At 57.6% G+C, this 20,166-nt stretch carries 15 protein-coding genes and 1 tRNA gene; 10 read left to right on the forward strand and 6 right to left on the reverse strand.

Annotation, left to right across the window (positions count from 1 at the left end):
- Window positions 1-24: 24 nt before the first annotated feature.
- Together R0J87_RS15285 and R0J87_RS15290 are read left to right on the forward strand one after the other, a co-directional pair.
- Window positions 25-1,656, forward strand: coding sequence for a class I SAM-dependent DNA methyltransferase (locus R0J87_RS15285; RefSeq protein WP_498887201.1), 1,632 nt, complete (start codon window positions 25-27; stop codon window positions 1,654-1,656).
- Window positions 1,653-2,987 carry a restriction endonuclease subunit S gene (locus R0J87_RS15290; protein WP_498887203.1) on the forward strand — a complete coding sequence of 445 codons (1,335 nt, stop codon included), beginning with the start codon at window positions 1,653-1,655 and terminating at the stop codon, window positions 2,985-2,987. The genes R0J87_RS15285 and R0J87_RS15290 overlap by 4 nt, the downstream gene beginning before the upstream one ends.
- Before the next feature lie 221 nt (window positions 2,988-3,208).
- On the opposite strand, the gene R0J87_RS15295 is transcribed toward R0J87_RS15290, so the two are convergent.
- Window positions 3,209-3,285: transfer RNA gene (locus R0J87_RS15295), tRNA-Met, on the reverse strand.
- 276 nt (window positions 3,286-3,561) lie between these two features.
- On the opposite strand from R0J87_RS15295, the gene phbB reads away from it, so the two are divergent.
- Window positions 3,562-4,308: an acetoacetyl-CoA reductase gene (gene phbB, locus R0J87_RS15300; protein WP_188637499.1), complete on the forward strand. Its 747-nt coding sequence runs from the start codon at window positions 3,562-3,564 to the stop codon at window positions 4,306-4,308.
- Window positions 4,309-4,425: 117 nt separating this feature from the next.
- Here the strand turns inward: phbB and R0J87_RS15305 are convergent, their stop codons facing one another.
- Window positions 4,426-7,236, reverse strand: a complete 2,811-nt coding sequence (locus tag R0J87_RS15305; protein ID WP_498887205.1) for a DUF349 domain-containing protein — start codon at window positions 7,234-7,236, stop codon at window positions 4,426-4,428.
- Window positions 7,237-7,417: 181 nt separating this feature from the next.
- Here R0J87_RS15305 and minC point away from each other — a divergent pair, with 181 nt between their 5' ends.
- The 4 genes from minC (at window position 7,418) to sbcB (ending at window position 10,997) form a co-directional block, all read left to right on the forward strand.
- Window positions 7,418-8,155, forward strand: coding sequence for a septum site-determining protein MinC (gene minC / locus R0J87_RS15310; RefSeq protein WP_498887207.1), 738 nt, complete (start codon window positions 7,418-7,420; stop codon window positions 8,153-8,155).
- A 156-nt stretch (window positions 8,156-8,311) separates the two neighbouring features.
- Window positions 8,312-9,130 (forward strand): septum site-determining protein MinD, encoded by an 819-nt coding sequence (minD, locus tag R0J87_RS15315; protein ID WP_404344667.1) that lies wholly within the window; start codon window positions 8,312-8,314, stop codon window positions 9,128-9,130.
- Window positions 9,127-9,378 carry a cell division topological specificity factor MinE gene (gene minE, locus R0J87_RS15320; RefSeq protein ID WP_016915987.1) on the forward strand — a complete coding sequence of 84 codons (252 nt, stop codon included), beginning with the start codon at window positions 9,127-9,129 and terminating at the stop codon, window positions 9,376-9,378. The genes minD and minE overlap by 4 nt, the downstream gene beginning before the upstream one ends.
- A gap of 125 nt (window positions 9,379-9,503) precedes the next feature.
- Window positions 9,504-10,997: an exodeoxyribonuclease I gene (gene sbcB, locus R0J87_RS15325; RefSeq protein ID WP_498887210.1), complete on the forward strand. Its 1,494-nt coding sequence runs from the start codon at window positions 9,504-9,506 to the stop codon at window positions 10,995-10,997.
- A 13-nt stretch (window positions 10,998-11,010) separates the two neighbouring features.
- Here sbcB and R0J87_RS15330 read toward each other — a convergent pair whose 3' ends face one another.
- Window positions 11,011-13,854 carry an insulinase family protein gene (locus tag R0J87_RS15330; RefSeq protein WP_498887212.1) on the reverse strand — a complete coding sequence of 948 codons (2,844 nt, stop codon included), beginning with the start codon at window positions 13,852-13,854 and terminating at the stop codon, window positions 11,011-11,013.
- Entirely contained in the window at window positions 13,854-14,540 is a 687-nt protein-coding gene (locus tag R0J87_RS15335; protein ID WP_498887214.1) for an SOS response-associated peptidase, read from the reverse strand. Before R0J87_RS15335 ends, R0J87_RS15330 begins: the two co-directional genes overlap by 1 nt.
- Window positions 14,541-14,730: 190 nt before the next feature.
- Between R0J87_RS15335 and R0J87_RS15340 the strand changes: the two genes are divergently transcribed.
- Complete coding sequence (locus R0J87_RS15340; protein WP_498887216.1) at window positions 14,731-15,345, forward strand: TetR/AcrR family transcriptional regulator; 615 nt, start codon at window positions 14,731-14,733, stop codon at window positions 15,343-15,345.
- 53 nt (window positions 15,346-15,398) lie between these two features.
- Window positions 15,399-16,022, forward strand: a complete 624-nt coding sequence (locus R0J87_RS15345) for a 1-acyl-sn-glycerol-3-phosphate acyltransferase (protein ID WP_404345966.1) — start codon at window positions 15,399-15,401, stop codon at window positions 16,020-16,022.
- On the opposite strand, the gene R0J87_RS15350 is transcribed toward R0J87_RS15345, so the two are convergent.
- Complete coding sequence (locus tag R0J87_RS15350; RefSeq protein ID WP_404464964.1) at window positions 16,019-17,293, reverse strand: HlyC/CorC family transporter; 1,275 nt, start codon at window positions 17,291-17,293, stop codon at window positions 16,019-16,021. The two genes, R0J87_RS15345 and R0J87_RS15350, sit on opposite strands and share 4 nt — an antisense overlap.
- Before the next feature lie 102 nt (window positions 17,294-17,395).
- Window positions 17,396-18,193, reverse strand: a complete 798-nt coding sequence (locus R0J87_RS15355; protein WP_404344672.1) for a cytochrome C assembly family protein — start codon at window positions 18,191-18,193, stop codon at window positions 17,396-17,398.
- Window positions 18,194-18,468: 275 nt separating this feature from the next.
- On the opposite strand from R0J87_RS15355, the gene ffh reads away from it, so the two are divergent.
- Window positions 18,469-19,881, forward strand: coding sequence for a signal recognition particle protein (gene ffh / locus R0J87_RS15360; RefSeq protein WP_188637510.1), 1,413 nt, complete (start codon window positions 18,469-18,471; stop codon window positions 19,879-19,881).
- Window positions 19,882-20,166 lie beyond the last annotated feature (285 nt).

A 20,166-nucleotide genomic window follows, 5' to 3' on the forward strand; every position in this document is an offset into this window, starting at 1 on the left:
GACCAACTTAAAATAGTGAGTACCATGAGCAATAACGACATCGTCCAGAAACTCTGGAACCTCTGCGACGTGCTGCGAGACGACGGCATCAACTACTCGGACTACGTGACCGAGCTGGTGCTGCTGCTGTTTATCAAAATGGTGCATGAGAACACCGAAGCGGGCACCCTGAAAAAGCACCCGCTGCCGGAAGGTTGCCGCTGGACCGATCTAAACAGCAAATCCGGCATCAACCTGCTGAATGACTACAAACGCATCCTGCTCAGCCTTTCCAGTGGCCGCGACGGCACGGGGCGCCTGATTCACAGCGACCCGCTGATCAGCGCCATCTACGCCGATGCCCAGACCCGCCTGCGGGAGCCGCGCCACCTGGAACAGATGATCAAGACCCTGGACCAGATCGACTGGTTCAGCGCCCAGCAGGATGGCCTGGGCGACCTGTACGAAGGCCTGCTGGAAAAGAACGCCAACGAAACCAAATCCGGCGCTGGCCAGTACTTCACGCCCCGCGCCCTGATCAACACCATGGTGAACTGCCTGAAGCCGCAGCCCGGCGAACGCATCCAGGACCCCTCAGCGGGCACGGCGGGCTTTCTGATAGCCGCCCATGAATACATCAAAAGCCAAACCGACGACCTGTACGACCTAACCGCCGAGCAGAAAGCCTTCCAGACCACCCAGGCTTACGTGGGCATCGAACTGGTGCCCGGTACCCGCCGCCTAGCGCTGATGAACTGCCTGCTGCACGGCATGGAAGGGGATGCCGAAGGCGTTGTGCACCTGGGCAACGCCCTGGGCCAAACCGGCGCCGGGCTTGAAAAGGCCGACATCATCCTCGCCAACCCGCCCTTCGGCACCAGCAAAGGCGGCGACGCCAGCATTACTCGGGACGACCTCACGTTTAAGACCAGCAACAAACAGCTGGCCTTTTTGCAGCATATCTACCGCAACCTCAAACCCGGTGGCCGCGCCGCTGTGGTACTGCCAGATAACGTGCTGTTTGAAGCGGGTGTAGGCACCGAGGTGCGCCGGGACCTGATGAACAAGTGCAACCTGCACACCATCCTGCGCCTGCCCACGGGCATCTTCTACGCCCAGGGCGTGAAAACCAACGTCCTGTTCTTTACCAAAGGCAGCGCGGCGGACAAATACCAGGAAGAGAACTGCACCGAGAATGTCTGGGTTTATGACCTGCGCACCAACATGCCCAGCTTCGGTAAACGCACGCCGTTTGGCGAGCAGCACCTGAAACCTTTTGAGAGCGTCTTTGGGGATAACCCTAACGGCGACAGCCAACGTCAGGAGGGTGAGTACAGTTTTCACTCGGATAAGATCGAACTGCCGGAAGCCACTAAAGCCACCGACGAAAACCAAGGCGTTGATGAGCGCATGATTCATAGCCGCTGGCGCTGCTTTAGCCGCCAGTGGATTGCCGAGCACAAGGGCGACTCGCTGGATATTTCCTGGCTGAAAGACAGCGACAGTGTGGATGCCGCCAAACTGCCGGAGCCGAGTGTGCTGGCGGGTGAGGCGATGGGAGAACTGGTGCAGGCGCTGGGCGAGCTGGATGCGTTGATGCGGGAGTTGGGGGCTGAGGAGGAGGCTGATGGGGCCGGGGTGCTTTTGCGAGAAGTGATGGGTGAGGTCACAAAATGAGCCTTGGACATATTGGCGAACCGTTACCAAAGGAGTGGAGTACTCCGCTTCTGTCCGAATTAACCACTCCGAAGCAGTGGAAGACGATATCGACCAAAGCTCTATTGAGCGAAGGTTATACCGTTTACGGTGCGAACGGGAAAATCGGATACTTTGATCAGTATACCCATGAACACCCCACAATCATGATCACCTGTCGGGGAGCAACCTGCGGAAACCTGCACATATCAGAACCGTTCTCTTACATAAACGGTAATGCTATGGCGCTCGATGGTCAGCCAACCACACTTGTTGGCCTGAAATTTTTATACTTCGCATTGAAAGCCCGAGGCTTGGAAGACACCATATCTGGTTCTGCTCAACCTCAGATTACAGGCAAGGGCTTATCAGAGGTCCGGCTGCCGCTCCCCCCCCTCGCCGAACAAAAAGTCATCGCCGATAAACTCGATACTCTGCTGGCCCAGGTGGAAAACACCAAAGCCCGCCTCGAACGCATCCCTCAAGTCCTCAAACGCTTCCGCCAGTCCGTGCTGGCTGCGGCGGTGAGTGGGCGGTTGACGGAGGAGTGGCGAGAAGACTCGACCTACAATGACGAGGGGTATCCGGATTCCTGGACATTTAAGCACCTTTCCGAGGTAGGCCAACTCGCTAGAGGCAAATCAAAACATCGTCCACGGAATGATCCCAGATTATTCGGAGAAGAGTATCCATTTATTCAGACCGGCGAGGTGGCAAACGCCACTGGCGAAATCACGTCCGCTACACGGTTTTATAGTGTATTCGGCCTTGAGCAGAGTCGTCTGTTCCCGGCTGGAACTCTGTGCATAACTATCGCTGCCAATATCGCCGATACTGCCATTCTTGGAATCGATGCGTGCTTCCCTGATAGTGTTGTCGGGTTCACACCAAAAGATTCCGAGGCACTAGCCTATTTCGTTAAGTACCTGATCGACGTGAATAAACAAGATCTTGAATCTTTTGCTCCTGCCACTGCCCAGAAAAACATCAACCTAAAGGTTCTAAACGAACTTCGCTTGCCATTCCCTTCTTTGGAAGAACAAACCGAAATCGTCCGCCGAGTAGACCAACTCTTCGCCCATGCCGATCGCATCGAACAACAGGTCAACAACGCCCTGGCCCGCGTCAACAACCTCACCCAGTCCATCCTGGCCAAAGCCTTCCGGGGCGAACTCACCGAACAATGGCGCAGGGACAACCCGGCACTGATCAGTGGGGAGAACAGTGCGCAGGCGTTGCTGGAGCGCATCAAGGCGGAGCGGGCGGCGATGAAGCCAGCGAAGAAAACCCGTCAAAAGAGAACCACCGCATGAGCAGTAGACCCGCCTAGGGTTTGTAAGACAGGCAACAAAAAAGGCAGACCAGTAAATAACTGATCTGCCTTTCGAAATATTGGGTAGCGGGGATCGGATTTGAGCCGATGACCTTCCGGGGGGGATGAAGAGCTGAACCCGACGAGCTGCTTCCCCCCAACACTGCCTACCGTATACGCACAAAAAAGCCAATTCCCTAAAGAATCGGCTTTTTCTATGTTTGGTAGCGGGGACCGGATTTGAACCGATGACCTTCGGGTTATGAGCCCGACGAGCTACCAGACTGCTCCACCCCGCATCAACGTGATGAGTATTCTACGTATTTTTGACGCTAAGTCAACCCATAATATAAAACGCTTCCTTGCTGGTAGTCATCTTCATCGTGCTGCAACATTGAGAGAGTAAAGCTATGCTTCCAATAGGCATAACAAAAAGCGTACTGTCGGTGTGTCGCCCAATAAAACAAGCGGCGTGCTGTGAGTGAAAGAAGCGTGAAAGCGCTTATTCAGAATGGCTTGCGACGCCATAACAGTGCTTAAAGTCCAAGCCATTTGTCATATCAGGGAGGTAGTCAATGGCCAATCAAGCCCCCGTCGCCTGGGTAACTGGTGGAACTGGTGGAATCGGAACGGCAATTTGCCGTTCGTTGGCGGATGCGGGTTATTTGGTAGTGGCGGGGTATCACAACCCTGACAAAGCCAAAACCTGGCTGGAAACCCAGCAAGCCGACGGCTACGACAACATCGCACTATCGGGTGTTGATCTGTCCGACCATAACGCCTGTATTGAAGGTGCCCGCGAGATCCATGAAAAACATGGGCCGATCAGCGTGCTGGTTAACTGTGCAGGCATCACCCGCGACGGCACCATGAAAAAGATGTCGTATGAGCAGTGGTATCAAGTTATTGATACCAACCTGAACAGCGTCTTCAATACGTGCCGCAGCGTGATTGAGATGATGCTGGAGGGTGGCTACGGACGCATCATCAATATTTCCTCCATCAACGGCCGCAAAGGCCAGTTTGGCCAAGTGAACTACGCGGCGGCCAAAGCGGGGATGCACGGTTTAACCATGTCGCTGGCGCAGGAAACGGCCACGAAAGGCATCACTGTGAACACCGTCTCGCCCGGCTACATTGCCACCGATATGATTATGAAAATTCCGGAGCAGGTGCGCGAAGCGATTCGTGAAACGATTCCGGTCAAACGCTACGGTACGCCAGAAGAGATTGGTCGTTTGGTCACCTTCTTAGCGGACAAAGAGTCCGGCTTTATTACGGGTGCCAATATTGATATTAACGGCGGCCAGTTTATGGGCTAACAAGCCCTAGAGAGCAATACACGCAATCTTTTCATAAGAAAGAGCGCGAAAACGGGAGGCGATATGCCTCCCGTTTGCTATTTCACGCCGCGCGTTTTGCCGCGTAGCGATCGCGTGTTATGGCTGGGGCGGCCGGGCTAGGCGGCCCAGCAGGTTATCCAGCTCATCCACTTCTCTTTGCCACAGATGCTGAGGCATTGGCCCCAGCGACAGCAGAGCGACCAGCACATCATTCAGTTCATCGGCTTTGCTGCGCTCGGTATGCAGGCCGCTGTTTAAACGCTCCACCTGAATGGCAAGCCTTAGCGGCTCATCACGCTGTTTAACACTGCCTAAGGCCAGCAGTGAAAGATGCACCCGCAGGCGAGCTAACTGCTCTTCAAGCGCGCTCTGCTGCTCGCTGGGGAGGGGCAGGGTGGCTGACAGGCGAGAATGATTGCGCTGCTGATGTGCGTCGTTAAACGAGGCCGGCAGTTCAAAGGCTAATTCGCTGGAGGCATCCAGGGCCTGCGCGCCTTCACCGCTCAGGGCTTGATGGTCAGCGCGTAAATGCGCGTTAACGAGCGGAAGCAGGGCGTGCCACTGCTGCACTTTGCCAGCAATTTCTAAACGGCTTAAGCGCTCACGCTTGGCACGCACAATGCCGCTAAGGCGACGCTGCATGCCGTCGCTACGGCGGTTGCGGGGCAGCGGTTCGAGCTGGCTAATACTCGCAAGGAAGGCCTCTAACTGCTCAGCTTCATGGGCGTTGGCAGGTTGCCAGCCCTCCATTTCGTCAATGATGGCCTGCAATTGATCCAGCGTTTGCTGTTGGCGGGCGGCTTGCTCATGTTTATGAGCGTCGCGTTGGGCAAACAGCTGATCGCAGGCGCTGCGGAAGGTTTTCCACAGCGCCTGCTCTTCCCCTTTGGGTGCGCGGCCTAGCGAGCGCCACTCTTGCTGTAGCTGTTTCGTTCTTGTGATGCGCGCTGCCAGCGGCTGTTCCGTATCACTTTGCAGTGCCTGCACCTGCTCAATCAGCGCGCGTTTGTGCGCGGCGATTTGCTCTGCGCGCTGGTCGATAAGCGCCTGCAGCCGATGACGAATAGCACCAAAACGGCGGCCAATCGCTTCAGAGTGCTCCCGAGGCACCGGAGAGTAATGGCGCCACTGGTGGCGGGCCTTGTCGCGAATTTCTCGCAGTACATCTGGGTCGGCGTCTTCTGCGGGCTGAGAAAGCAGCGTTTCCAACTGCTCGCAGAGCGCTTCGCGGCCATGCAGGTTGGCTTCCCGCTCTTGGTCTAGCTGCGCGCGCCAGGGGGCAAGGCGTTCATGAATCCGGTCAGACGCCGCGCGGAAACGGGCGGACTGCTCTCGGTTGGCCGCCGCATCGCCTAGCGCTTTCCACTCTTTCACCAACTGGCGATGGTGGCGGTCCAGTGCTGACTCCGCCATATGCTGATCGTCGGCCAATGCTTCGATGCTGGCGCAGAGCTGTTCACGTTTAGGGCCTGCTACGAAGCCACGCCAGTCGCGCAGCTCGGCAAGCCGTGCGCCTAGGTGCTTAAGGCGGCTTTTGAGTGGTTTGCTATCGCTACCGGTCAATGCCTCGATAGACGGCTTCAAACGCTGGTGTAAGCGGCTGGCGCTTTTAAAGGCACCTCGCTCTAACAGGTGTTCGAAGTTGTCCAGCTCGGCGTTCAGCGCTGTGGAGGAAAGCCCCGGTTGCTGTGGCGGCGCCGCGCTATGGGTGGCGAGCTGCTGCTGTGCTTGTGCGAGTAGCGCTGGTGGCGTCAGCGTCTCTGGCCAGCGGCATTCGGCCAACAGCGATATGAGCGTATTGTGCTCGCTCTCTGCCAGTGCCTGTTCTACGGCCAGGCTAACGGCTTGCCAGCGCTGCCAGGCTTCCATGCTCTTTTCATACTGCTGGAGTGCTTGGCTGTAACGCTGTTGGGTGGCTTCATTAGGCGGATGGAGGTCTGACAGGGACTGCCAACGCTGGCCCAAGAGCTGGCGCTGAGCGCGCAGGCTGTCAATATCTTGAGCGGTCAGCTCATTGGCGTGGGTCAGGCCTTCTAAGGTTTCTTCTAATCCTTCCAGCAGTTGGTCACGGGTGCTTTCCGCCTCTGCGCGACGGGCGAGACTCTGCTGGCGCGCCTGCTCCTGAGTTTCGTGGTCGTGGAGCGTTTTGCGGCAGCTCAGTACGGCTTGGTGGAAACGCTGCTCCTGGCTAACGCTAGGCGGGTGGCTAAGCTGTTGCCACTCGCGCTCTAAGTGGCGGAAGCGGCCACCGTAAAGGGGTTCCCAGGGGGCTCTGGCGTGCTGCTCTAATTGGGCCAGCAAGTGCTCCCGTTGGGCCTGTTGATCTGTTAGCCACTGGGCATCGTTACGCAGCTGCGTAAGCTTCTCTTTAGCGAAGCGAACCACTTGGCGGTCACGACGTGCTTCTCGCAGCAGTCGCTTTAGCTGCTCTTCATCGTTAACCCGCTCTGCCGCTTGATGACGCACCGCCGCGACGCTGTTATGGCATGCCTGTTGAACGAGGTCTTCTTCATCCGTCAGCCGCTCTAGGGCGACTAATCGCAGTCCTAGGTTGTCGCCCTGCATAGCAATGGCGTTGAGCAGGCGCTGATCGGTGAGCGTCGACGCACACGCCTGGCGCTGCTGCAGATCCACATGGCCTGCTGACCCCGTCATGCGCTGGCAAAGCGCATTGAACCACGCTTCGTCCTGGGGGTGCTGCTCATAAGCGGTGAGCAGACCGTTGAGGTCGTCAAGAGCAAGGAGCGCGGCTAATTGAATGCCGCTGTCGCTATCGTTAGCGAGAGCCTTTAAGGCTTCACGCTGCTCCGTTTGCTGCGGGTCAAGCTGCTGAAGTGCCTTGCGGCGCACCTCGGGATCGGGGTGTTGCCACCGAGGAGCGAACAGGCGTCGTAACAGTCCGTGCATGGATCATCCTGCTTAGAGGTGCGTAACGTGAAAAAAATTAGACATCGATGAGCAGGCGGTTGCAGTCCTCGTCGCTGTCGCTTAGCTTTGCCGTAGCGCTGTGAGTTTTCCAGCGAGTCACAACGCAAGGCGCGAGATTGCGCTACGCTTATCTTACCTGAACATGACATGGAGTTCGGCCATGAGCCTCAACGCCAACAGTGCCGACGTAGCCTTTACCTTCAAGGGCGGCATGCTGCCGATGACCGTCATGGAGTTGACGAGCGCTGATCCGGAGCGTATCCGGCGGCAGCTTGCTGGCAAACTGTCGCAATCTCCCGCGTTCTTTCAGCATACACCCGTTGTGCTTAGCGTGGAAAAACTCGATGAGCCACACCTCGCCTTAGAGCGAATCTGCGCGGTTTGTCGTGACCATAAGCTGTTGCCTGTGGCCGTGCGCGGAGGTGCCGAGCCTATCCGTCAGTCGGCGTGGGCGTTAGGGCTTGGCTGGTTTGCACCGGTAGAAGAAGGCCGTGCACGCGCGCTGGAAAGCGTGGCTCCGTTCGTTGAGCCAGACGAGGACGTTGATGCGTCGGCTGTCTCAGAAGTTGCTGCAACACGGCTTTATCGGGGGACCGTGCGTTCAGGCCAGCAGGTGAGCGCGGCAGAAGGTGACTTAATTGTGATTGGCGCGGTGAACGCAGGGGCTGAAGTGCTTGCGGCAGGCAGCATTCATGTTTACGGCGCGCTGCGCGGGCGCGCGCTCGCGGGTATTCACGGCAATACCAACGCTGGGATTTATTGCCGCGAATTAGAAGCCGAGCTTCTTTCTGTTGCGGGTAATTACAAGCGTCTGGAAGATATCGACTCGCAGCTTTTGGGGCGAGCTGCAGAGGTTCATTTTATCAAAGAGCAGTTAGACATTAAGCCGCTTGGATAAGCCACACGACTGAGTAACAGTTAGTGCTTCATGCCTAGCGACGCCAAGGCTGCGATCCGTTACAGTATGCTGTTTTTATGACATTGATGTTCCCGTTATGCGGGCAGCGCAACGCGATCGCGCCCGTAATGAACGACTTCAAGAAGGAAGTGACTCTTGGCCAAAATTATAGTTGTGACCTCAGGTAAAGGGGGGGTCGGTAAAACCACTAGCGCCGCAGCGATTTCGACAGGACTTGCGTTGCGTGGCAAAAAAACGGTTGTCATTGATTTCGACGTGGGGCTGCGCAACCTAGATTTGATTATGGGCTGCGAGCGTCGAGTGGTGTACGACCTTGTTAACGTTATTCAGGGTGAGGCTGGCCTGAACCAAGCGCTCATCCGCGACAAGCGCGTTGAAAACCTGTTCATTTTGCCTGCTTCGCAGACCCGGGACAAAGACGCACTCACCCAAGAGGGCGTAGAAAAGATCCTGGAACAGCTGAAAGGCGACTTTGACTACATCTTATGTGATTCCCCAGCCGGGATTGAGCGTGGCGCGCAGTTGGCCATGTATTACGCCGATGAAGCGATTGTGGTCACCAACCCGGAAGTCTCTTCCGTACGTGACTCTGACCGTATTTTGGGGCTCTTAGGCTCGAAAACGCAGCGTGCCGAGCAGGGCTTAGAGCCGGTGAAAGAGCACCTGCTGATTACCCGCTATAACCCAGCCCGCGTTACGTCAGGCGATATGCTGACCTTGGACGATATCCGTGAGATCTTGGCGATCGACCTGCTGGGCTTGATCCCTGAGTCCGAAGCGGTGTTGCGTGCGTCGAACCAAGGGGTGCCGGTCACGCATGATGGCTCCAGCGATGCAGGCCAAGCCTATACCGATACAGTATCTCGCCTGCTGGGCGAAGAGATGCCGCTGCGCTTCCATGAAATGCAGCGTAAAGGGTTGCTGAGCAGGATGTTTGGGGGTAGTCGTCGATGAAACTGCTGGAGTTCTTGAAGCGTGAGCGCAAGAAATCCGCCTCGGTGGCCAAAGAACGGTTACAAATCATCGTGGCGCATCAGCGAAGCCAGCGTGGTCAGCCTGACTACATGCCGCTGCTTGAGCGCGAACTGCTCGAAGTGATCCGTCGTTATGTGCACGTGGATGACGACGCCATTCAAATTTCGCTGGATAGCGAAGATAACTGCTCGGTGTTAGAACTGAACGTCACGCTGCCCAAAAGCTAAACGTTCACGAGCGCTTAGAGGGGCGGCGGGAAGCGCTACGGGTGTGCTAGTCTTGAGCTTTTGTTCCCATCCAGCGGATGATGCCTCGGCACATGGGTGGGCCACGCTCAAGGGAGTTTGCATCCATGGCGCCACCGAATGCCGCCCCTGCCAGTTTTCTCTGGCACGATTATGAGACCTTTGGTGCCGATCCGCGTCGCGATCGGCCCGCTCAGTTTGCTGCATTACGCACCGATGCCGACCTGAACGAAATCGGCGACCCCATTGAGCTTTATTGCAAACCTGCTGACGACTACTTGCCGCACCCAGCGGCGTGTTTGATTACCGGTATTACGCCGCAAAAAGCACAGCGTAAAGGGTTGCCGGAAGCGGAGTTCGCCCGCCAAGTGCAGCGTGCCATGAGTGAGCCCGGTACCTGCGTGGCAGGCTACAACAGCCTGCGTTTTGATGATGAAGTCTCCCGCCATCTGTTTTACCGCAACCTGCTCGACCCCTATGCCCGCGAATGGCAAAACGGCAACTCCCGCTGGGATTTAATTGACGTGGTACGGGCGTTTTATGCGCTGCGCCCTGAGGGCATCGAGTGGCCACTGCGGGAGGACGGAGCCCCCAGCTTTAAACTGGAGCACCTGACCGCCGCCAACGGCATTGCCCATGAAGGCGCACACGACGCCGTAGCGGATGTACGCGCAACGATTGCGCTGGCGCGGCTGCTCAAAGCGCGTAACCCCAAACTGTTCGATTACCTGCTGGGCCTTCGCGGTAAACGAGCGGTGTCTAACCAGTTAGATCTGCCCAGTGCCAAGCCGTTACTGCATATTTCTCGCCGCTACCCTGCAAGCCGTGGCTGCAGTGCCTTAGTCATGCCGCTGGCAGAACACCCCACCAACCCCAATGGGGTGATTGTTTATGATTTAAGCGTCGACCCAAGCGACTTGCTCTCGCTCAGCGCCGAGCAGATCCGTGAGCGGGTATTTGTGAGCCATCAGGATTTGGCGGAAGGCGAAACGCGGATTCCGCTCAAAGTGATTCATATCAACCGCTGTCCGGTGGTGTTTCCCGCGACGGTGTTGAAGGACGTGGAGGGCGAACATAAGGGCGAGTACGGCGCCTTGGTAGCGCGGCTAGATATCGATATTGCGGCGTGCCGTGGGCACTGGAAAACGCTGCGCGAGGCCAGCGGTGTGGCGCAGAAGGTGGCTGAAGTATTTAACGGCGGCTACGAAGAGTCGCCTCAAGACCCGGATTTAATGCTCTATTCCGGCAGCTTTTTCTCCGCTGCTGATCGCCAGCAGATGGAGCGCGTATTGGCGATGGAGCCTTGGGACTTAGTGGGCCAGCGCTTCGCCTTCCAAGACCCGCGTTTGGAGGAGATGCTGTTTCGTTTCCGTGCCCGCAGCTATCCCGACACGTTAGAGGGCGAAGAGCGAGAGCAGTGGGAGGCGTTTCGCTGGATGCGCATTAATGACCCGGCGCTATCGGGTTTTACGCTCAAGGCATTTGCACGGGAAATCGAGCGCTATAATCAGGCGTCGCTTTCAGATCGTGAGCGACAAATTCTTGAAGAGCTGGTGATGTTTGTTGAAGCGATGATGCCCGCCCAGGCGTTTGACGCCTGAGCGGGCGGTGGGACTAGCGCGCGTCAAAGGGCGTGCGCGCTTCCCGGTAGGTAGCGATATCGCTGGGCGAGTCACCGGGGTTAAAGCGAATATCTAGCTGGTGTGACAGGAGCGTAGGCCACAGCGCCTGTAGCTCTTCAGCGCTTACCTCAAGCGCAAGGTTTGCGATCTGTTCACGACGGTCAAAGCGTACTTCATCCAGGGCGGTGGCTTGCCAGTAGCGGTTTGCCATGCCCTGCAGGCTGGTGTCTCGCTGGCGTAAACGCTCATACACTGCCTGACGGTGTGCTGCGAGCTCGTCATCCGTCAGCGCACTCAGGCGCTCTTGAGCAGCATCCATAAAGGCATCCATCCGCTCGGCAATGGTGCTACTGTCCACGTCCGGCGACTGCACAATTAAACCGATGCCTGGGGCTTCTAGTAGCGGTGAGTAACCCGCGTTGACGATATAGCCAAGCTGCTCTTCAGTGCGTAGCTGCTGGTAGAACGGCGTGTCCAACCACTGAGCCAGCACGCTTAAGCGCGCTTGCTCTTCAGCGCTGGTGTCGCGGCCCTGCAAGTAGCGCAGCACCAGCGACTCTTCGCGGGTGCTATGCGGATGCAGTACGGTAGGCTCTTCGCTCACTTCCAGCGGCTCAAGAGCCGGGATATCGTCACGGGTCAAACGCGGCGTGAGCGTGCCACGGATGAGGTTTGCCTGGTCGCGTGCCTGTTCAGCCGTCAGGTTGCCCACAGCCATCGCATCGACATAGAGCCCGCTTAAGAAACGCTGACGGAAGTTCTCCAAGTGTTCTTTCTCAAGCCGCTGACTGGCTTCCAGTAGCTCCGTGGTCGACCACTGTGGCGTCAGCAGGGCTTCGCCCAGGGTGCGGCTGGCTTGTCCGGTCAGTGAAGCCTGAGGCGCATTACGCCACTCCCGCTGGAGCTGATAGCGCACGCGCTCAAACGCCCCAGAAGAAATATCCGCTTGCTGAAGCTGCTCCAGGGCTTGCTCAATCAGTGGCGTTTGACCATCGCGCCAGCCGGAGAACGAGAACGTCATACCGCGTGCGTGAGCATAAGCACTAAACGACTGCCCGGCGATCCAGGCGGGATAGAGCGACTCGTTTAAGCTGTCATTGAGCCAGCCGGCCAGCAGGCGAGTCAGGACGGCTTCCTCGGCAGAGTAGCTGGAGCTGGGGTGCTGCAGGCTCACCCGCCACTCAACGCTTGGGGTGTTAAAGCGGCTGTCCTGCATGTGCCACGCTGTGAAGGTAGGGGCCTCAATGAGTGCGGAAGGCTGCTCATCCTGGCCTGCCTGAAGGGTCAAGTCGCTGGCAATAAAGGGGTTGGGCTCTGGGAGCGCCAAGCCACTTAGCACTTGACCAACGGCCGTGGGCGGCTGCTCTTTCCACTGGGTGTGAAACCATGGCGATACGGTGTCACTCTCGACATCCGGTGCCGAGTAAAAGCGAAGCATATTGTCGGGCGTTAGCGCGTCTAAATAGCGCTGCTGGCGCTCGCTATCCATGTCGTCCATCCGGTACGCGGCGTACTGCACATCTTCAACCGGGTAACGGGAGAGGCTCATGGCTAGCCGAGTAGCTTCTTGCTGGGGCGCACCGTGCTGCTGGAAACGAAAGGCCTGTTCGCTGAGGCTTTTTTGCTCGTCATAGCGCCATTGCGCCAGTCCTGCGTCGCGAATCTGTTCGATAGCGGCAAACAGCGTGGCTTCGATATCGTCCAGGCGCTCGGCACCCGCTGGGGTCAGGCTGATAGAGACCGTAAACAGCGCCTCGTTGCCATCGCCGCGTCCGGCACCCGCAGAGAGGCCATCTGCCAAGCCCGCTTTGCGCAGTGCCGCCAACAGGCTGCCGTCACCTTCATCGCCCAATAGGTGGGCAATCAGCTGGGTGGGCTTGGTGCGATACTCGTCGGTAGGGTCGGGAATCGGGAAATAGAAGCGCAGCTGGCGACGGTCCTGCAGCGATTGGCGCTCAACGTAGCGCGGCAACGTGTCTGGGTCGATGAGCGGTGCGTCAACGGTGGGTACGCTCAGATCATGGTCGGGAATCGCAGCAAAGCGCTCCACTACCATTGCTTCCAGTTCGTCCAGCGGCTGAGGCGCGACCATGGCGAGGTTCATCACATTAGCGTCGTAGTGCTGCTGATAAAACTCGATCACGCGCTCGCGTAGCGTTGCCTCGCCTTCAGGCGGGTTGGCCAGCGTGTCTCGGCTGCCCACCGCAAACCCTGTGGTGGGATTGTCAGGGTTGAGCAACTGGTTTAGCACATCGTTCTCGCGGCGAGATTCATCGCGAATACGCGCCATGTACTCGGAGTGGACGATGTTGCGCTCGCTCTCTAAGTGATCGGCGTTAAACAGCGGCGAGAGAAAAAACTCGCTGAAACGGTCCAGTGCGCCGGGCAGCGCTGAAGGCTCAATATCAAAAAAGTAGTTGGTGTCCTGCTGGGCCGTAAAGGCGTTATGAGAGCCTGCGTTGTCGGAAATATATTGCTGATAGGCATCCGATTGCGGGTAGGGCTCGGTACCTAAAAACAGCATGTGTTCCAGGAAGTGCGCTAGCCCCTGCAGGTCGTCTGGGTCTTGGGCGCTGCCGACGCGAACGTTCATAGAGGCGGCGGCTTTGTCAGCTTCCGGGTCGCTGACCAGCAGTGCTTGAAGCCCGTTCTCCAGCGTTAAAACGCGGTAATCACGATCATCAAACGGGCTCACTTTCGGAGTGGTCACGTCTGCGATCGGGTTCTCCTCTGCCCAGCTTTGGGGGGCGGTCACCCAAAGCAGGCTAATGGTGAGGGCAAGAACGGCACGCCGCGCCGTGAGGCGAGGTGGAATGGCGTCAGTAGTTCGCAACATTAAAACTCCTGTGGCACGGTCCAGCGCAGCATTGGCCCAACGGGGTGCGCGCAAGAAGGGGACTGAAAGGCAGGGTTATTCACATGCTTTGATACCGGAAAAGCGCCTAACAGTTCCAATGGGGCAGGCATCAATAGCGGTGAGAGTGTCTCTATCTCGGTATGGGGATCTAGCCAGTGCGGCAGCGCATCGGGCGGAATGATCACCGGCAAGCGGTCGGTCAGTGACGATAAACAGGCATTGGCGGGCACGCTGATCAGCGCCGTCGAGTCAGTGAACGTCGTGAGCGTGGTGTGGTAACGGCACCACAGCGCTCCCAACAGCAGCGGCGCGCGCTCCACCTGGGTGACAAGAAACGGCTGCTTGCTGCGGGCCTGAGGCTTCCATACATAGAAACCGGTAACCGGGATCACGCAGCGCCGTGCGCTGAAAGCCTCGTTGAACATTGCCCTTTTACTGAGCGTTTCTGCGCGGGCGCAGTGAGGGGCGTGATCGAGCACTTTTAGCCACGGCGGCGTGAGGCCCCAAAAAAGAGGCCTATGCGTGATGCGCCCCTGCTCAAGGCGCAAGGCGGAGACGGGCTGGCGCGGTGCTAAATTAGGTGATTCGATGAGCGGCTCGGTGCTCGCAAGGTTGGGCGCAAGGCGGGCGAGCGATAGGCGCTGTACGTGTAGGCGTCCCGTCATGCCGGTCTCCTTAAATGCGCGATGCCTATGGCACGGGTACAAAATGGCAGAGGGGAAGAGTAATACGTTAAATGTCGCGTTTTAGTGTCGAAAACAGTGTTCGATGTAAGGTATCCTATCGTATACCTTGCTCACGCTAAAGCGCGATGAGGCATTCTTCCCTGTTTGCCGTTGACCTGAAGAGATCGCCATGGCCCGTCCTAGACAGCATGCGCCCGATGCCCTCCACGCGCAGGTCATGAACGCTTGTGATGAGTGGTTGGCTAAGCAGCCAGTCCATGGTTTATCACTACGTGCCCTGGCCAGAGAGGTGGGCTGCGCGCCCAGTACGCTGCTAAAACTTTACGGCAGCTTTAACAATTTATTGCAGCACGTCAACGTAGACACCCTCGCACGTTTGCAGCATACCATCACTAGCTTGGCTGCAGACGACCCCGAGCCGTGGCTGCGTTCTTTGGCGAACGCCTATTGGCACTTTGCTGAACAGGATTGCTACCGCTGGCAGCTGCTATTTGATTATCCCCTCGCCCAGGAAGGGGAGCTAGATCAGCGCCAGAGCGACCTGATTGAAGCCCTGTTCACGCAGGTGGAAACCTCGTTAAAGCAGTATCAGCCCGCACTGGATGACCTAGAGGCACGCCGTCTTGGCCGTACCCTGTGGGGCAGCGTGCATGGCTTGGTGCAGTTGGGGTTGAACGAGCGCCTAGGCTATTGGCAAGGGCAGCAGCTAAAAGTGGATGAGCTGCTTGACCAACTAATGAGCACAGTACTGGCCGGGTTGCGGCACCGGGGGGCGGTGACGTGACATGGGGTCTCAACACAACGCGCTGTTTGCTGCGCCGTGTTATTTACGTCGCCATGCGTGGCTGCTATCGGCTGTCGGTACATGGCCAGGAGCATGTGCCTGCACACGGCGCTGCGCTGGTCGTCTGTAACCACGTTAGCTTTATGGATGCACTAGTGCTGGGCGGTGGAAGCCCACGGCCGCTGCGCTTTGTGATGGATCAACCCATCTTTGAGTCCCGCTGGCTGAAGTGGTGGTTCCAGTTAGTCGGCGCGATCCCCATTGAGTCGGAGCGCCATAGCCCCGGGGCGCTTCGGCGCACGCTGGATGAAGTCAGCAAAGCGCTGCGTCAGGGGGATATCGTGATGGTGTTCCCAGAAGGGCGTTTAACGCCCGATGGCGATATCCATACCTTTCGCCGCGGTTTAGAAACCATTCTTGCCCGGGATAACGTACCGGTCATACCGGCAGGTTTAGCGGGGCTTTGGGGCTCATGGACTTCCCACTACGGCGGCAAAGCGCTCAAGAAGTGGCCTTCGCGTTTTAGAGCGCCGGTCAGCCTGCACTTTGGCCCGCCGGTAGCGGTGCATGAAGTGGAAGGTGTGGCGCTGCGGCGTTATTTGGAAAGCCGCGTGCGGACGCTAAAAGCAGCGGGCGATAGTGAGGTCGCCCGCCGCCAAGAGCGCCGTAAACGTTAGCGGCGGGTCAGGCGTAGCTTTTGCCAGCAGCGTGCAGAGGTAATCAGGTTGTCGCGAATCTCCAGAATTTCCATTCGCGTATTGCCGATTTGCAGGCAGGCAGGGCCTTCTGGGAAGGCTTCCAAGTGCTCCAGGATTAACCCGTTCAGCGTCTTAGGGCCGTCGGTGGGCAGCTGCCATCCCAGCATCTTGTTGATCTCGCGGATGTTCGCCGTGCCTTCAATGACATGGCTGCCGTCATCCTGCTGGTGAATCTCGTCATCTTCGGAAACGTCGGTGGTGAACTCACCCACAATCTCTTCCAGAATATCTTCCAGCGTCACCAACCCCTCTACATCACCATACTCATCCACCACGATGCCGATGCGGCGCTTCTGCTTTTGAAAATTCAACAGCTGGGTATGCAGCGGTGTGGATTCTGGGATGAAGTAGGGCTCGCGTGCCTCTTGAACAATCGCCGCTTTAGTGACTTCGCTGCGTGATAAAAAGCGCGCTGCGTTGCGCAGGTGCAGCATGCCGATAATATTGTTGATATCGCCTTTATAGACCGGCAAGCGCGTGTGCTGGCTGGTCCGGATCTGGGTCAGAATATCTTCCAGCGAGTCGTCTAGGTCGATACCTAATACTTCATGGCGGGGCACCATGATGTCGTTCACCGTCACGTTCTCAAGATCCAGAATCGACAGCAGCATGGCCCGGTGGCGGTAAGGGATCAGCGTGCCCGCTTCATGCACTACGGTGCGCAGCTCGTCACGGGTCAGGCTATCGCCGCCGTTATCCACGCTTTTAACGCCCACCAGCCGCAGCAGTCCGTTCGACATCACATTAACCAGCCACACCAAGGGGTAGAGCAGCTTGAGCAGCGGCTCCAGCGCCACGGAGGTCGGGTAGGCGATGCGCTCAGGTTTGATCGCGGCGTACGTTTTGGGCGTCACTTCCGCAAAAATCAGAATGGTAATGGTTAGCAGCGCAGTGGAGATCGCAGGGCCTGAGACATCGCCAAAAAAGTGAATAGCAATAATCGTGGCAATAGAGGCCGCTAGGTTATTGACGAAGTTGTTGCCGATGAGGATGACGCCAATCAGGCGGTCTGGGCGGGTGAGCAGTCGCATCACGCGTTTGGCGCGGCGGTCGCCGCTGTTGGCTTGGTGGCTTAACCGATAGCGGTTGATCGACATCATGCCCGTTTCAGAACTAGAGAAGAAGGCAGACAGCAAAATGAGTAAGGCTAGCAGGCCGAACAGTAACCCCAGGGGGAAGTCGTCGCTCAAGTCGAAAGTTCCTTTATGGCGTATTAAGCTCGTTTTGTAGAAGTATGGCAGTGGTGTGTCAAGCGTGCGCGTACTAACGCATTAACTGCCAAGCGCGCAGGCTTAGCGGTTAAGCAAAATTTCCAGCACGAATTTACTACCAAAGTAGGCCAGCAGCAGAAGCGCGCAGCCACCTAGCGTCCAGCGCACCGCCCGCATGCCGCGCCAGCCAAAGCGGTAGCGCCCGACCAATAGCGTGGTGAAAATAATCCAAGCGCCTAGCGAGAGCACGGTCTTGTGCACCAAGTGCTGAGCAAACAGGTTATCGAGGAAGATTAAGCCGCTGATAATTGATAGTGTCAGCAGCACAATGCCTGCCCATACCAGCTCAAACAGCACTCGCTCCATGGTGGTCAGCGGTGGCAGCGACTGGACAATACCGCGAATATGGTGGTGGCGTAGCGCCTGGTTTTGCAATCCCACCAGCACCGCTTGCACGGCAGCAATGGCGAGCACAGCAAACGCCAGGGCAGAGCTGACCGCATGTAGCAAAATTCCCGGTGTTAGGCCGCTGTGGCTGCCTTGGCTCGGTAGCCAAGTAGCGACAATCAGAGCGATGCCCGCTAGCGGGAAAAGCGCGATGCCTGCGTTCAGAATGGGCTTAAATAAGCTCGCCACCAGTACAACGTTGACCGCCACCGCCATTAATAACGTGGCGCTGGTCGTAAAGCCGGGCAGCAGGCCGGGAGAGGCGCCAACCAGTTGTACGACCACCGGAATATGCAGCAGCAGGCCAAGTGCACCCAGCAACCGTACCATGCCCTGGCGGGGAGGCACCCGGCGAAACAGCGTCATGCCCTGCCAAATGGCAGCGGCGACATAGAGAATAAAAGCGATCGTGGCGAACGGGAGCGCCTGCATGATGCTATCCATGCGCCTTGCAGCGCGTTGTTGAGAAAAAACAGAGCTAAAACAGCGTCTTTTGCATTCCAGTAGTGATACTCGAAGTCAGACACCTAAGCATATTCTCCGCTCACTCTAGAGCAGCCTGCCTACTATAACCAATCAGGGCGGCGTCGCACAGCCATCGAGCGCCAACGCTTGCGCCCATGGAGACTCGCGCCGCGAGCGCGTATAATCGCGTCCACATTCGTCCGGTGAATACGCCCGGCGACAGCGACGGAGGCAGAGGCCCCATGTTTCAGAATCTGAGCGAGCGTCTTTCCCAGACGCTGAAGTCGATCAAAGGCCAAGCACGGCTAACCGACGACAATATCAAAGACACCCTGCGCGAAGTCCGCAAAGCGCTGCTGGAAGCCGACGTAGCGCTGCCAGTGGTCAAAGCGTTTATTGAGCGGGTGCGCGAGCGGGCGGTGGGGCAAGAGGTTTCTAAAAGTCTCTCGCCAGGCCAGCAGTTCGTCAAAATCGTCCAGCAAGAGCTGGAAGCGATTATGGGCGAGGCCAATGAAGGCCTGAGCCTAAAAGGCTCTCCTGCCGTTGTGCTGATGGCGGGTTTGCAGGGCGCGGGTAAAACCACCTCGGTGGCCAAGCTGGCCCGTTACCTGCGCGAGCGCGAAAAGAAAAAAGTGCTGGTGGTCTCGGCAGACGTTTATCGCCCGGCAGCGATTGACCAGCTCGAAACCTTGGCGAAAGAAGTCCAGGTCGACTTTTTCCCCTCCCGCTCTGATCAAAAGCCGGTTGATATCGCCAATGCGGCCATCAAGCACGCCAAGATTCAGTTTCACGATGTGGTGCTGGTGGATACCGCAGGCCGCCTAGCCATCGATGAAGCGATGATGGCGGAAATCCAGGCGCTGCATAAAGCCATTGCGCCCCAGGAAACGCTGTTTGTTGTCGACGCCATGACCGGCCAGGACGCGGTGAATACCGCCAAGGCGTTTAATGAAGCGCTGCCCCTGACCGGTGTGATCCTCACCAAGGCCGACGGTGATGCCCGAGGCGGTGCTGCGCTGTCCGTTCGCCATGTCACCGGTAAGCCGATCAAGTTCATGGGGGTCGGTGAGAAAGTCGACGCCCTGGAGCCGTTCCACCCGGATCGCGTCGCGTCGCGGATTCTTGGCATGGGCGACATGCTGTCGCTGATCGAAGAAGCCGAGCGCACGGTGGATAAAGACAAGGCCGCCAAGCTTGCCAGTAAGGTGAAGAAGGGCGATGGCTTTGATCTTGAAGACTTCCGCGACCAGCTTCAGCAGCTCAAGAAAATGGGCGGCATGGGCGGCTTGCTGGGCAAACTGCCTGGCATGGGCCAAATGGCTGAAATGGCTCAAGGCCCTGGCCCTGAAAAAGAGCTGGGCAAGCTGGAGGCGTTGATTAACTCCATGACGCCGAAAGAGCGCCGCAAACCGGATATCATCAACGGCTCACGCAAGCGCCGTATCGCGGCGGGTGCAGGTCTGCAGGTGCCTGATCTAAACCGTCTGTTAAAGCAGCACAAGCAGATGCAGAAGATGATGAAGAAGGCGGGCCAAAAAGGCGGCATGCAAAAAATGATGCGCGGTATGTCGGGCATGATGGGCGGCGGCGGTGGTCCTGGCGGCCCCGGTGGCATGGGCGGTATGGGCGGCGGTGGCGGTCTGCCCTGGCGTTAAGCGCTACCGTTCATCGCGTTTGGAGACGCTTGGTGAGGTTGACGGCCTGTGAGTTTTCTGGCTGTCAGGCTTTCCAAGCCGAGCGCATTTGCGTAGAATGCGGCCTCTTCATGTTCAGGTGTTGGCAAAACGTGCGTTAGCACGCCCACTGATTCCTGTAAATGAAGGTCCTGATAGTGCGCTGCAATGGCTTATTTAAGCAGGCGGCGCGCCAAGAAAACAGTATGACGAGTGTTCTGATAACGATCTGTTATTTCACACTCTCGTAACCTCAACCGAAGGATA

Source organism: Halomonas sp. SIMBA_159 (assembly GCF_046536035.1).
Lineage (GTDB): Bacteria > Pseudomonadota > Gammaproteobacteria > Pseudomonadales > Halomonadaceae > Vreelandella > Vreelandella venusta_A.